The 12,896-nt window shown below is 62.2% G+C and carries 16 protein-coding genes and 1 other annotated feature; of the genes, 6 read left to right on the forward strand and 10 right to left on the reverse strand.

Annotated features, from left to right (window positions below):
* Window positions 1–186 precede the first annotated feature (186 nt).
* The 7 genes from rpsJ to GRI69_RS12630 all read right to left on the reverse strand — a co-directional run bounded on the left by rpsJ (window position 187) and on the right by GRI69_RS12630 (window position 6,296).
* Window positions 187–498 carry a 30S ribosomal protein S10 gene (gene rpsJ, locus GRI69_RS12600; protein WP_006831877.1) on the reverse strand — a complete coding sequence of 104 codons (312 nt, stop codon included), beginning with the start codon at window positions 496–498 and terminating at the stop codon, window positions 187–189.
* Window positions 499–816: 318 nt separating this feature from the next.
* Entirely contained in the window at window positions 817–1,992 is a 1,176-nt protein-coding gene (gene tuf / locus GRI69_RS12605) for an elongation factor Tu (protein ID WP_160728636.1), read from the reverse strand.
* Window positions 1,993–2,084: 92 nt separating this feature from the next.
* Window positions 2,085–4,178 carry an elongation factor G gene (gene fusA, locus GRI69_RS12610; protein WP_160728637.1) on the reverse strand — a complete coding sequence of 698 codons (2,094 nt, stop codon included), beginning with the start codon at window positions 4,176–4,178 and terminating at the stop codon, window positions 2,085–2,087.
* Between the two features lie 107 nt (window positions 4,179–4,285).
* On the reverse strand, window positions 4,286–4,756 hold the full coding sequence (gene rpsG, locus GRI69_RS12615) for a 30S ribosomal protein S7 (RefSeq protein ID WP_160728638.1): 471 nt from the start codon (window positions 4,754–4,756) through the stop codon (window positions 4,286–4,288).
* 24 nt (window positions 4,757–4,780) lie between these two features.
* Window positions 4,781–5,152 carry a 30S ribosomal protein S12 gene (rpsL, locus tag GRI69_RS12620; protein ID WP_006831873.1) on the reverse strand — a complete coding sequence of 124 codons (372 nt, stop codon included), beginning with the start codon at window positions 5,150–5,152 and terminating at the stop codon, window positions 4,781–4,783.
* A gap of 369 nt (window positions 5,153–5,521) precedes the next feature.
* Entirely contained in the window at window positions 5,522–5,941 is a 420-nt protein-coding gene (locus GRI69_RS12625; RefSeq protein WP_160728639.1) for a hypothetical protein, read from the reverse strand.
* A gap of 100 nt (window positions 5,942–6,041) precedes the next feature.
* Window positions 6,042–6,296, reverse strand: coding sequence for a cold-shock protein (locus tag GRI69_RS12630; protein WP_160728640.1), 255 nt, complete (start codon window positions 6,294–6,296; stop codon window positions 6,042–6,044).
* 307 nt (window positions 6,297–6,603) lie between these two features.
* Window positions 6,604–6,657: a sequence feature (sul1 is cis-regulatory element that is thought to sense ions involved in sulfur or methionine metabolism; They are found in Alphaproteobacteria), on the forward strand.
* 94 nt (window positions 6,658–6,751) lie between these two features.
* On the opposite strand from GRI69_RS12630, the gene GRI69_RS12635 reads away from it, so the two are divergent.
* The 6 genes from GRI69_RS12635 to GRI69_RS12660 all read left to right on the forward strand — a co-directional run bounded on the left by GRI69_RS12635 (window position 6,752) and on the right by GRI69_RS12660 (window position 11,167).
* Complete coding sequence (locus GRI69_RS12635) at window positions 6,752–8,236, forward strand: SulP family inorganic anion transporter (protein WP_160728641.1); 1,485 nt, start codon at window positions 6,752–6,754, stop codon at window positions 8,234–8,236.
* A complete protein-coding gene (locus GRI69_RS12640) occupies window positions 8,236–9,102 on the forward strand; it encodes a universal stress protein (RefSeq protein ID WP_237453099.1) in 867 nt (288 codons plus the stop codon). The genes GRI69_RS12635 and GRI69_RS12640 overlap by 1 nt, the downstream gene beginning before the upstream one ends.
* A 66-nt stretch (window positions 9,103–9,168) precedes the next feature.
* The gene (locus GRI69_RS12645; protein ID WP_160728642.1) at window positions 9,169–9,441 is read left to right on the forward strand and encodes a hypothetical protein; all 273 of its coding nucleotides are present in this window, start codon (window positions 9,169–9,171) and stop codon (window positions 9,439–9,441) included.
* A 100-nt stretch (window positions 9,442–9,541) separates the two neighbouring features.
* The gene (locus GRI69_RS12650; RefSeq protein WP_160728643.1) at window positions 9,542–9,802 is read left to right on the forward strand and encodes a hypothetical protein; all 261 of its coding nucleotides are present in this window, start codon (window positions 9,542–9,544) and stop codon (window positions 9,800–9,802) included.
* Window positions 9,803–9,935: 133 nt separating this feature from the next.
* On the forward strand, window positions 9,936–10,487 hold the full coding sequence (locus GRI69_RS12655; protein WP_160728644.1) for a hypothetical protein: 552 nt from the start codon (window positions 9,936–9,938) through the stop codon (window positions 10,485–10,487).
* Window positions 10,488–10,684: 197 nt separating this feature from the next.
* Window positions 10,685–11,167: a GNAT family N-acetyltransferase gene (locus GRI69_RS12660; protein WP_237453100.1), complete on the forward strand. Its 483-nt coding sequence runs from the start codon at window positions 10,685–10,687 to the stop codon at window positions 11,165–11,167.
* On the opposite strand, the gene GRI69_RS12665 is transcribed toward GRI69_RS12660, so the two are convergent.
* From GRI69_RS12665 to trxA, 3 genes are all read right to left on the reverse strand, one after another.
* Window positions 11,164–11,694, reverse strand: a complete 531-nt coding sequence (locus GRI69_RS12665) for a GNAT family N-acetyltransferase (protein WP_160728645.1) — start codon at window positions 11,692–11,694, stop codon at window positions 11,164–11,166. The genes GRI69_RS12660 and GRI69_RS12665 overlap by 4 nt on opposite strands.
* A complete protein-coding gene (locus tag GRI69_RS12670) occupies window positions 11,694–12,479 on the reverse strand; it encodes a LysR substrate-binding domain-containing protein (RefSeq protein WP_160728646.1) in 786 nt (261 codons plus the stop codon). The genes GRI69_RS12665 and GRI69_RS12670 overlap by 1 nt, the downstream gene beginning before the upstream one ends.
* Window positions 12,480–12,550: 71 nt before the next feature.
* On the reverse strand, window positions 12,551–12,871 hold the full coding sequence (gene trxA / locus GRI69_RS12675; protein WP_160728647.1) for a thioredoxin: 321 nt from the start codon (window positions 12,869–12,871) through the stop codon (window positions 12,551–12,553).
* Window positions 12,872–12,896: the final 25 nt, after the last annotated feature.

Genomic DNA, 12,896 nt, shown 5'->3' on the forward strand with positions numbered 1-12,896 from the left:
GATTGTGCGATGCGTGCCCCGTCCGGGCTGATTGCTCCCCTGGGGAAGCAGACGGGGGACGCAGTCCCGGATGAAATCCGGCGGTATCCCGATGTCTTGCCTGATCTTGCGATCCGGCGGGGCTATCGAGCGCCCCTGAACTTTCCTGCGGTTTATGGTCCGGCAGGTGGACCGAAATCAGTAGGCTCAGGCCAACTTGATTTCGACGTTAACGCCCGCCGCGAGGTCGAGCTTCATAAGCGCATCGACGGTCTGGGCGTTGGGCTGCACGATATCGAGCAACCGCTTGTAGGTACGCACCTCGAACTGCTCGCGCGACTTCTTGTCGATGTGCGGGCCGCGGTTCACGGTGAACTTCTCGATACGCGTCGGCATGGGAATGGGACCACGAATAAGGGCACCCGTGCGACGCGCGGTGTCTGCAATCTCACCAGTTGCCTGGTCAAGAACGCGATGGTCGAACGCCTTGAGGCGAATGCGGATATTCTGTGCTTCCATTACCTACACCGATGCGAAAGAGCCAAGCGGAACACCGAGGTGGTCCGCAAACAAAAAGAAAGGTCAGCCCCGCTTGCGAGCCCGGTTTCCCGGATGCGGGCGACCTTCCGTGAATTCTCTTACCGGGGACGAATCCCCGTCTGTTGGCGCGCATATACGGGGGAGACCCGGATCTGGCAACCCCCGAATTCCGCCAAGTTGAACTTGTGGTCACCGAGAGCGACGAAACGTGCCTGACGGCAGCTTTACGTCCCTACTAAATAGCAGAAACCCGCCCCTCCAGAAGGAGGAGCGGGTCACTGAATTTACAGTCGAAGCTTACTTCGAGATCTTCGAGACAACGCCCGAGCCGACGGTACGACCGCCTTCACGAATTGCGAAACGCAGACCTTCGTCCATAGCGATCGGCGCGATCAGCTTGACGTCAATCGTCACGTTGTCGCCCGGCATGACCATTTCGGTGCCTTCGGGAAGGATCACTTCGCCGGTCACGTCGGTGGTGCGGAAGTAGAACTGCGGACGATAGTTCGCGAAGAACGGCGTGTGACGCCCACCTTCGTCCTTCGAAAGGACGTAGACTTCTGCCGAGAACTCGGTGTGCGGGTTAACGGTGCCGGGCTTGGCCAGAACCTGGCCACGCTCGACATCTTCACGAGCCACACCGCGGATCAGGGCACCGATGTTGTCACCCGCTTCACCGCGATCGAGCAGCTTGCGGAACATTTCGACGCCGGTCACGGTCGTCTTGGTGGTGTCCTTGATGCCGACGATTTCGCATTCGTCGCCAACATTCACGATGCCGGTTTCGACACGGCCAGTGACAACCGTACCGCGACCCGAGATCGAGAACACGTCTTCGATCGGCATCAGGAACGGCTTGTCGACCGGGCGATCCGGAGTCGGAATGTAATCGTCAACCGCAGCCATCAGTTCCTTGATGGAGTTTTCGCCGATTTCTTCATCACGACCTTCGAGTGCAGCCAGAGCCGAACCCTTGATGATCGGAATGTTGTCGCCATCGAAATCGTACGAGCTCAGGAGTTCGCGGACTTCGAGTTCAACGAGCTCGAGGATTTCTTCGTCATCGACCTGATCGACCTTGTTCAGGTAAACAACCAGCTGCGGGACGCCGACCTGGCGAGCAAGCAGAATGTGTTCGCGGGTCTGCGGCATCGGGCCGTCAGCAGCGTTCACGACCAGGATGGCGCCGTCCATCTGGGCAGCACCGGTGATCATGTTCTTAACATAGTCGGCGTGACCTGGGCAGTCGACGTGGGCGTAGTGACGGTTGTCGGTTTCGTACTCGACGTGCGCGGTCGAGATGGTGATGCCGCGCTCACGCTCTTCGGGAGCCTTGTCGATGTTGGCGAAATCAACGGCCGAACCCATGACCTTGGTGATCGCCGCGGTCAGCGTGGTCTTGCCGTGGTCAACGTGACCGATGGTGCCGACGTTAACGTGCGGCTTGTTACGCTCGAATTTTTCCTTCGCCATTTTACAATAACCTCTGTCTTAAAATTGGGATTTCTGCGGGGAGGAAACGGCGCCCGCTGAATCAGGCGCCGCCCCTAGACCTGTCGGCTCGCTTACGCAAGCTTCTCCTTGACTTCCTGCGCCACGTTGGCCGGAACTTCGTCATAATGACTGAACTGCATCGAGTATTGTGCTCGCCCCTGAGTGAAGGAGCGCAGTTCGTTAACGTAACCGAACATGTTCGCGAGCGGCACGTTGGCTTCAACCGCCTGAGCGTTGCCGCGCGTGTCGGTGCCCTGGATCTGGCCACGACGCGAGTTGAGGTCGCCGATGACGTCGCCGAGGTAATCCTCAGGAGTCACGACTTCAACCTTCATGATCGGCTCGAGCAGCTTGATGCCGGAACGGTCCGCCACTTCACGCATGGCACCACGACCGGCAATTTCGAACGCGATCGCGCTTGAGTCGACGTCGTGATAGGCACCGTCATACAGTTCCACGGTGAAATCGATAATCGGGAAGCCGACGAGATGGCCGCTTTCGGCCTGCTCACGGAAACCCTTCTCGATTGCCGGGATGTATTCCTTCGGAATGTTGCCGCCCTTGATGCTGTCCTCAAAGACAAAACCCTGGCCACGTTCGCCCGGAGTAACCTTGACCTTGACGCGGCCGAACTGACCCGAACCACCCGACTGCTTCTTGTGGGTGTAGTCCACGTCAACCGGCTTGCCGAGGTATTCGCGATAAGCGACCTGCGGTGCACCGACATTGGCTTCGACCTTGAATTCGCGCTTCATGCGATCGACGAGGATGTCGAGGTGAAGCTCGCCCATTCCCTTGATGATCGTCTGACCGGATTCGTGGTCGGTGGTGACGCGGAAGCTCGGATCCTCGGCTGCCAGGCGGTTGAGCGCGACACCCATCTTTTCCTGGTCGGCCTTGGTCTTCGGTTCGACCGAAAGTTCGATCACCGGCTCGGGGAATTCCATACGCTCGAGAATGATCGGAGCGTTCGACGCACAAAGCGTGTCGCCGGTGGTGGTTTCCTTCAGACCTGCGATGGCGACGATGTCGCCGGCGAATGCTTCATCGATGTCCTCGCGGTTATTCGAGTGCATCAGCAGCATGCGGCCGATCTTTTCCTTCTTGTCCTTCACCGAGTTCAGCACCGAGCCCTTCGAGAGCTGGCCCGAATAGATGCGGGTGAAAGTCAGTGAGCCGACGAACGGGTCGTTCATGATCTTGAACGCCAGCGCGGAGAACGGTGCCTCGTCGCTCGAAGGACGGGTCTGCTCTTCGTCGCTGTCGGGCAGAACGCCCTTGATGGCGGCAACGTCGAGCGGCGACGGCATGTAGTCGACAATCGCGTCGAGCAGGGGCTGGACGCCCTTGTTCTTGAACGCCGAACCGCACAGCACGGGAACGAAGTCGCGCGCCATGGTGCCCTTGCGGATGAGACGCTTGAGCGTCGCCGCGTCGGGCTCGTTACCTTCGAGATATTGTTCCATCACGTCGTCGTCCTGTTCGACGGCGGTCTCGATCAGCATTTCGCGATATTCGGCAGCCTTGTCAGCGAGCTCGGCGGGGATGTCGACATAGTTGAACGTCGCGCCGAGGCCGTCGTCTTCCCAGACGATGCCGCGGTTGTTCACGAGGTCGACGACGCCCTTCAGATCGCTCTCCGCGCCGATCGGGAGATACAGCACGAGCGGCTTCGCGCCGAGGCGGTCGATGATCGACTGCACGCAGTAATAAAAGTCGGCACCGGTGCGGTCCAACTTATTAACGAAGCACATGCGAGGCACGCCGTACTTGTCGGCCTGGCGCCAGACGGTTTCGGACTGGGGTTCTACGCCGGCGACGCCGTCGAAGACGGCTACCGCGCCGTCGAGCACGCGCAGCGAGCGTTCGACTTCGATGGTGAAGTCGACGTGGCCGGGGGTGTCGATGATGTTGATGCGGTGCTTGGGACCTTCACCGTCCTCGGCCGACCAGAAGGTCGTCGTCGCGGCGGACGTGATGGTGATGCCGCGTTCCTGCTCTTGCTCCATCCAGTCCATGGTGGCGGCGCCGTCGTGGACTTCGCCGATCTTGTAGGACTTGCCGGTGTAGTAGAGGATACGCTCGGTCGTGGTGGTCTTGCCGGCATCGATGTGAGCCATGATGCCGATGTTGCGGTACCGCTCCAGCGGATATTCGCGGGCCATGTGGAATTCCTCGTAAGTCGGGGGTGAGCTAGCTCGGCCCCCATGTAGGGATTAATATGACCGTTTCGAGGCCGGGGATCGCTCCCCGGCCCCGCAAACGGAACGCCTTACCAGCGGTAGTGCGAGAAGGCGCGGTTCGCTTCCGCCATGCGGTGGGCGTCTTCGCGCTTCTTCACGGCATTGCCGCGGTTGTTGGAGGCATCCATCACTTCGCCCGAGAGGCGTGCAGCCATGGTGGTTTCCGGACGGCCACGCGCGGCCGAGATCAGCCAGCGGATCGCCAGCGCCTGGGCACGCTCGGGGCGCACCTCGACCGGCACCTGGTAAGTGGCACCGCCGACACGGCGGCTGCGCACTTCGACCTGCGGCTTGATGTTTTCCAGCGCGGTGTGGAACACCTCGACCGGGTTCGCCTTGGCCTTGTTCTCGACGGTTTCGAGCGCGGTGTAGACGATGCCTTCAGCAACGGCCTTCTTGCCGTCATACATCAGGTTGTTCATGAATTTCGAAAGGACCTGATCGTTGAATTTCGGATCAGGCAGGATTTCCCGCTTCTCGGGACGACGACGACGACTCATTGATTATCTCCTAAGTCCCGTGGATTACTTCGGACGCTTCGCGCCGTACTTCGAGCGCGACTGCTTGCGATCCTTCACGCCCTGCGTATCGAGCACGCCGCGAAGGACGTGGTAGCGAACGCCGGGAAGGTCGCGAACACGGCCGCCGCGGATGAGCACGACACTGTGCTCCTGCAGGTTGTGGCCTTCGCCCGGGATGTAGGAGATGACTTCGCGCTGGTTGGTCAGGCGGACCTTGGCAACTTTACGCAGAGCCGAGTTCGGCTTCTTCGGGGTCGTCGTATAGACGCGGGTGCAAACACCGCGCTTCTGCGGGTTCTGTTCCATCGCAGGGACCTTGGACTTGGCCTTCTGCGGAACGCGGCCCTTGCGGACCAGCTGGTTGATCGTCGGCATGAGTTCTCTCTTCACCGTGTGGAGGTGACGACTAGTGGCTGCAGGTGGTGTCTAGGTTCGGGCAATCGCTGCGCGAGACGCCGCAAAGGGCACCTGGGCGGCTTGATCGCACGAGCCTGAAACGCTCCACCCGCGGCCACACGGCCACCGGGTTACTTTGACGGCTGCCCCGAACGGCCCAAGCTTTCGTCTACGAAAGCGTCCCCAAAGGGACAGGCTCGCTGCAATAGAAAAGAGCCCGATCGCCATATGCTTGCGCATCTGCGACAGGCTCCCGGGACATGACCGGCAATGTTCAGCTCTATCTGACCGCTGTTGGACGAATCCTACACCGGATGGGCGCGCATTTACTGATGGAGGGGGGATTGGTCAAGGGTGCGAGACATCGTCCGCCGCCGACAGCTGGCGCTTGTGCTCCGCCACCGCAAGCCCGAGGTCCTGATAGACATAGGGGCCGACGTGATAGGCGCGGTGCAGGCTCGTCACGATCCCTGCGGGCACTAGCGGCTCGGGCGGATCGAGCGCCCCGCCCTCGTCTTCCCACGAAGCGACCGTTGCGGGCGCAGGCTCTTCCAGCGTTTCACCGGAATAGGAGCCGTAGATGATGGTTTCAGGCGATGCGAGACGGTTCGCGGAACCGGCCTGCTCGCGCAGCTGGCGCAAGTCGCCGATGCGCTCGGCATAGAGGGCAACCTTGGCGAAGTGATCGTCGCGGCCCTTGTCGTCGCCGGAGGCGCTGGCCTTCATGACCGAGACCTGGTGAGCGTGGAGCAATTCATTGAGGTCCATGACCTTTCCCCTTTCCCTGAAACCTGCACTATCGCAGCGTGCGGGCGAAGCGGGCGGGACCCCGGACGCGCATGATGCGCGCCCTGAGCCCCCCCAACGTTCAGCCCTGCTGCTGCTTGGCCTGATTGGCCTTTTCGGAACCGCCCTGCTCCTGCTGGCGCAGGTTGATTGCATGGGCCTTGCCGCCATCGACCTGTTTGGTCTCATAGCCGAAACGCTGGCCCGACTTGGGCTCGGCAGCTTCCTGCTGGAGATCGGCCTTGGCGAAATCGAGCGCATCGCCACCCTTTTCAGGGGTGATCGTGCCGCTGCCCTTGCCGGCGTCGTAATCCTTGATCTTGCCGAAATGGGTCATGATGAAATTCCTTCGATTTCGCGCAGGCGCTCAAAAGCGACCGCTTGTGCGCGGGGCTAAGAGACGAAAGGGAAAGGAAGGGAGGACAACTTGCCCTCGGGACCGTCGATTGCGACTGGTAGCTAGGTCTAAGATGGGGCGGCGATGCGGGGGTTACAAGGAGAGGGACCCGGGAAGCGTGTTCATACGCACGTCCTGACGTTTGCCAGCTGCTGGGCGTAAATCATCACGACGCAGTTGATAGCGGCCAACGGAAGGAGTGTTCGCACTTGCAACATTTTCGAGTTGCCGTTACTGCGGCGCTTCCGTCGGACCCGGCCGCGCCGGGTGGCTCGGCCCGGCGCCTATCCCCGGGACAACCTTTCAGACCGGCTTTTCATTGCCGCACATCGTGTTCGCAGCTGAGCGGCGCCCGATAGCGCCGTGCCGGTCGTGTGAGTCGTGTTAGGGTTCACATGTTCGATATTTCCGCGCTGAAGCGCGAATGGCTTTCCAATCCCCGGCGCGACATTCTCGCGGGTATCGTCGTCGCGCTTGCGCTCATTCCAGAAGCAATCGGCTTTTCGATCATCGCCGGGGTCGATCCGCGCGTCGGTCTCTACGCATCCTTTTCGATCGCCGTAATCATTTCACTTGTTGGTGGGCGCCCGGGCATGATCTCGGCAGCGACCGCGGCTATTGCCGTGCTCGTTCTCCCGCTCATTCAGCAGTATGGCGTCGAGTACCTCTTCGCCGCCACGATCCTGATGGGCGTTATCCAGGTCATCGCTGGTTTTCTGAGACTTCACCTGTTGATGCAGTATGTCTCGCGCTCGGTGATTACCGGTTTCGTAAACGCCCTCGCGATCTTGATCTTCATCGCGCAATTGCCCGAACTGACCGGCGTGCCGATGCTGACCTATGTGCTGGTCGCAGCGGGTCTGGCAGTGATCTACCTCCTGCCGCGCCTGACCAAGGCTGTCCCTTCGCCGCTGGTGGCGATCGTGATCCTGACGGCGGTCGTTTACTACATGGGCATGGATGTGCGGACGGTGGGCGATATGGGCGAATTACCCTCTTCGCTGCCATCTTGGCTAATCCCCGACGTTCCGTTTACCCTAGAAACGCTGCAGATCATCCTGCCCTATTCGGCAACGATGGCGGCAGTGGGCTTGCTGGAGTCCATGCTAACCGCACAGATTGTCGACGATCTTACCGATACGGGCTCTGACAAGCAGCAGGAAATGAAGGGTCAGGGCATCGCCAACTTTTTCACCGGCTTCCTCGGCGGAATGGGTGGCTGCGCTATGATCGGCCAATCGGTCATCAACGTGAAATCGGGCGGCGAGACGCGGCTGTCGACCTTCGTTTCGGGTGTCTTCCTGCTGTTCCTGCTGCTGGTGCTCGGCCCGCTGGTCGCGATCATCCCCATGGCTTCACTGGTCGCGGTCATGATCATGGTTTCGATCGGCACTTTCTCATGGCGTTCAATCAAGGACATCCGCACCAACCCGTGGCAGTCATCTGTGGTGATGATCGTGACCGTCGTAGTGGTGGTATGGACGCATGACCTCGCCCAAGGAGTTCTCGCTGGCGTGATACTCTCGGGCCTGTTCTTTGCCAGCAAGGTGAAGCGGCTGTTCACGGTCAACACCGAGCTGTCAGCGGACGGGACAACGCGCACCTATCGCATCGAGGGCCAGGTGTTCTTCGCCTCCTCCGACCGGTTCGTGGACGCTTTCGATTACAAGGAAGTGCTCGACCGTGTGGTGATCGACGTGAGCCGCGCGCACTTCTGGGACATTTCGGCGGTGGGCACGCTCGACAAGGCGATCCTCAAGTTCCGCCGCGAAGGCACGATCGTCGAGGTCCTCGGCCTGAACGAGGAAAGCGCCGTGATGATCGAGCGGTATGCTATTCATGACAAACCCGGCGCAGAAGCGCAGCTGGGAGGACACTGATGGGAGCGACAGCAATGGAAAACCTCCTCGCGGCGATCGACGCCTCGGCGTATGCCACCAGCGTTTGCGGCTATGCCGGATGGGCTGCCAGGCGGTTGTCACTGCCGGTCGAACTGCTTCATGTCGTTCAAAGGCAGGATCCGATCACAGCGCGCAGGGACCTGTCGGGTGCCATCGGTCTGGGCGTCAAAAGCGACCTGATGGAAGAGCTTGTCCGCTTGTCGGAAGAAGGCAGCCGCACCGAGATCGAGAAAGGCCGTATTCTTCTGGCTGCAGGAGAACAGCTGCTGCGCGAGGCGGGCATGACCGATATCTCGACGCTGCACCGCCATGGCGGAGTGATCGAGACGATCCTCGAGCGCGAAGATCATGCACGCGTAGTCGTGATGGGCAAACGCGGCGTGGGGCATGAATATGCTTCAGACCATATTGGCTCGACTATCGAGCGCGTGGTCAGGGCCAGCGCCAAGCCTGTGCTGGTCGCCTCTCGTGAGTATTCGGAACCGAAGCATATCGTCTTTGCCTACGACGCGAGCCCGGCTGCCGAACGTGCGCTGGAGCGGCTCGCGAATTCTCCGCTGTTTGAGGGACTGCCGGTGACGATTGTGATGGCAGAAGCGAACAGCGACACGAAACGCCGACAACTGGATAAGACTGAGGCAGTCTTCGCATCCGACCACCCGGTAACCTCGGTCGTGGAACGCGGAAAGGCAGAAAAGGTCATCCCGGGAGTGGTTGCCTCGACCGACAACCCGCTACTTCTAATGGGCGCTTATGGTCATTCGCCAATCCGCCGCATGATCGTGGGGAGCACAACGACCGAAATGGTTCGCACGGTAAAGGCCCCAGTGCTGATGGTTCGGTAGGACACCTCATTTTCGGAACCTCCCATCTTCGCCCGAACTTTCGCTGCTCCGTTGCATTGATCCGGTATGGCCGACGAAACCTCGCTCTACCTGATCTGGCACGAACCCGGGGCCGCTCCATCGCAGCCGCTCGACCTGAATGGGGACGGGCATCCGCTGGCAGAGGGCCTCTGGCTGGTGCGATCCGCCCTCACCCGCTCCAAACTCTACCACCGCATCAAGTGGCAATTGCCCGAAGGCACTGCCCTCCTCTGTGCGCCGCTGGCGGACGAACCCGAGAACTGGCCCAAGTTCAAGGCGATGGAAGCAGGCGCGCTGGCGTGGTTGAAGGGGGGCTAGGCTACGGACCAAAAAAAGATGGCACAAATGTGGCCGTCGTCCGTATGTAGGGCAGACGGCGCGTTCGCGTCGTCGCAAGTTCACTACAAGGGGAACCCCAATGAAGTTCGGAAAAACCGCTATCATCGCATCGGCCGCCGCTGCCGCTCTCTCGCTCAGCGCATGTGCTGAAAGCGAGCAGGAAGCTCAGGAAGACCTGGCCGAGCAGGAAATGGAATCGCAGGAAGATCTGCTTGAAGAGCAGGCCGACCTCGCCGAAGCACAGGGCGATGAAGCGACCGAAGAAGCTCTCGACGCCGAAGCCGACGCCATGGGCGAAATGGGTGACACGGCCGAAGATCAGGTCGAAGAAGGCTACTAAGCCGGTTAGCTGGCGCATCATCGTCGGCGAAAATTCGGGCGGCGGCTGTCATTGCGACGGCCGCCGCCTTTTTCGTGGGCGGCTTGGTTAGAAACCGTTTTCCTACCCGGCGGAATTTTGATTGGGACCGTGGGTGTCCGGATCCCCCCCGCCCTCACCTGTCCCCACCCGCAAGATCGCCCGCCAGGCGACCTCTGCCGCCGCGCATGTCTCGCCCCTGCCCGAGGACGACGACCCGCTGCTCGCCTTCGCGCCCTATCTCCACAAGCAGCCGCGCCGCAATTCGATCACGCCCGACCTGCAGCGCCGCTTCGTCGCCGTGCTGGCGGCCAGCGGGATCGTGAAGCAGGCCGCGCGGTCCATCGGGAGGAGCATCGAGGCGCTCTACAAGCTGCGCGCGCGGCCCGGGGCGGAAGGGTTTGCCGCTGCATGGGACGCCGCGCTGCGCCACGGGACCGAGCGGCTGGAGGATTGCGCGCTGGAGCGGGCGCTGAAGGGCGGGTTCGACGACGATCCCGTCAGCGGTTGGGGCGGGCGCGGCAACGGCCTGCTCATCTACCTCCTCAACCTGCGCGGCGCCTTCCGCGTGGACGAGCGCGACCTGAGGCCGGGCCATCCGGTCTATGAAAAAATCCGGCGCGAGGTGCTGGACGAGCAGCGGGAGCGGGAGCGAGGGACGTCCTGACGCGGGGCCGGTGCGCGTTCCCGTTTTCCCCTCCCCATGCGCGGCGGCGCTGCTATGCTGCCCGCGCCATCACCAAGGAGGCCCGCATTCCCCGCTCGCCCGACATCATCGAGACGCATCTGGAGAACGGCACCCCCGTCTGCCTGCGCCGCGTGACGCGCGGGGACGAGGCGCGCATCCGGGAGGGAATCGCGCGGATGAGCCCGCATTCGCGCTACATGCGCTTCTTCTCCGGCGCCTCCGCCCCGCCCGACTGGGTAATCGACCGGCTGCTCGACGCCGATGGCGACATGCACCTCGCCTGGGGGGCGATCGACAGCTCCGACGCCGAAGAGCCCGCGATCGGCGCGGTCCACGCCTTCCGCGATGCCGAGGACCGGGGCTGCGCGGAGTTCTCCGTGGGCATACTCGACGACTGGCACGGGATGGGACTGGGCAAGATCCTCACCGCCACGCTGCTGCACGAAGCGCGCGCAGAGGGCATCGCGCGCTTCAGCATGGATACGCTGGCGGAAAACCGCAGCGCCATCGCCTTCGCCCGCCTGCTGGGCGGCGAACGCAGCGGATCGGACGGCACGGTGCTGTCCTATTCGCTGGGCGTGGACGAGGCTCTGGAACGGCTGGAAGCGGCCGGCGACCCGCCGGGCATCGCCGCCGTCTATGCGGCGTTCCGGGGCTAGTCTTCGGGTAGCGGATCGGTAGCGAGCAGGCCGTAGATCGCCACGTCGCACAGGCCTGCGTGCGTGGTTTCATGCTCGCGAAAAAGCGCCTCGCGGCTGAAGCCGAGGCGCTCCAGCAGGCGGATCGAGGCACTGTTGCGCATATCGGCTTCGGCGATGAGCTTGCGCTTGCCCTCGCCTTCGATGAGGTGACGCACCAGCGCAGCGGTGCATTCGCGCGCCACACCCGCGCCCTGGCGGTCGGCACAGGTGATGTAGCCGATTTCCTCTATCCCGTCCTCATGCGCAGGATAGGCCACGAAGCGCCCTGCGACCTTGCCTGCCGCATCTTCGGCAATCCAGGTGCGCCCGTTCCATTCCGGATCGGCTAGCCAGCCCCACAGTTCCTCTTCGCTTTCGAATGCGGGCCGCGTGAGATAGCGACATTGCGCTTCGTCGGAGAGCGTCGGGAACAGTGCGGCAGTGTCGCTGCGCCGCATCGCGCGGAGGGTGAAACGGGCCGTCCGGAGAACGGGTACCTCGCGCATCAACCGGCGAGGAATTCGACCAGCGATTTCACCTTCTTGGTGCGCCATTGCGGCGTCGGGGCGACGAGCCAGTAGGCGCGCGTCCCCTGTTCCGGTCCGTCGAGCACTTCGAGTTGGCCCGCCTCGATCGCATCCTTGGCGAGCAATTCGGGCAGGATCGCCTTGCCCAGCCCGGCCATAGCGCCCGAGAGCGCCTGACCGGCATTGCTCACCGTGACATGCGCCTGCACGCCATCCTGCAGCGGCAGGCCCCAGTCGATCCACTTGTCCGGCGCACCCGGCGCAGCCACCGTCACCCGGCGTGCAGCGGCGAGTTCGACGCCCTGCAGGTCGCCCGGCCCGTCGACCAGCCGGATCGCGCAATCGAGATTGGCTTCGGTGAAATCGGCGTTCTCGTCCGCCACGAAGGCGAAGCGGATGTCGGGGTTTTCCTTGGCGAAGGCCGCCAGCCGCGTGGCGAGCCACTGCGCATAGAATTCGCGCGGGCAGGCGATGGTATAGCTGTCGCTGGCCTGCCCCGCCTGCATGGCGGAGACACTCTCCTCGAACTTGAGGAAACCTTCGCGCAGCGAATCGAGCCCGGCCGCGCCTTCCTGCGTCAGCTCCAGCCCCTTGCTGGTGCGGCGGAACAGGACGGTGCCGAGGTGATCTTCGAGCGCGCGGATCTGCTGGCCGACCGCGGCCGGCGTCACCGCCAGTTCGTCCGCAGCGCGGGTGAAACTGAGGTGGCGGGCCGCGGCGTCATAGACGCGGAGGGCGTTGAGGGGCAGATGCGTGCGCTTCATGGTCTCACGCGTTTAGCAATGTTGCACCGCAAAACAAGATTGCGGCGGAATGATGTTGCGAAAGGTCGGCTTCAGAGCTCGCCTTCGAGCCACTGCTTGAGCTGGCCCTTGGGCGCCGCACCGCGCATCTGCGCAGCAGGTTCGCCGTTCTTGAACAGGACGAGGTAAGGGATCGACTGGACGCCCATCTTCCCGGGTACGCCGGTGTTTTCCATGATGTCCATCTTGGCGATGGTCACCTTGTCGGCCAGTTCTTCTGACAGTTCTTCCAGCGCCGGGGCGATCATCTTGCACGGCCCGCACCATTCGGCCCAGAAATCCACGAGGACGGGCTTGTCGCTGTCGAGAACGTCTTTCTGGAAGCCTTCGTCGGTGACGTTGATGGTGGCCATGGGATACTCCTGGATAGTCTGATGT

Origin of the sequence: Qipengyuania vulgaris, assembly GCF_009827325.1 — a bacterium.
Taxonomy (GTDB): Bacteria; Pseudomonadota; Alphaproteobacteria; order Sphingomonadales; family Sphingomonadaceae; genus Qipengyuania; species Qipengyuania vulgaris.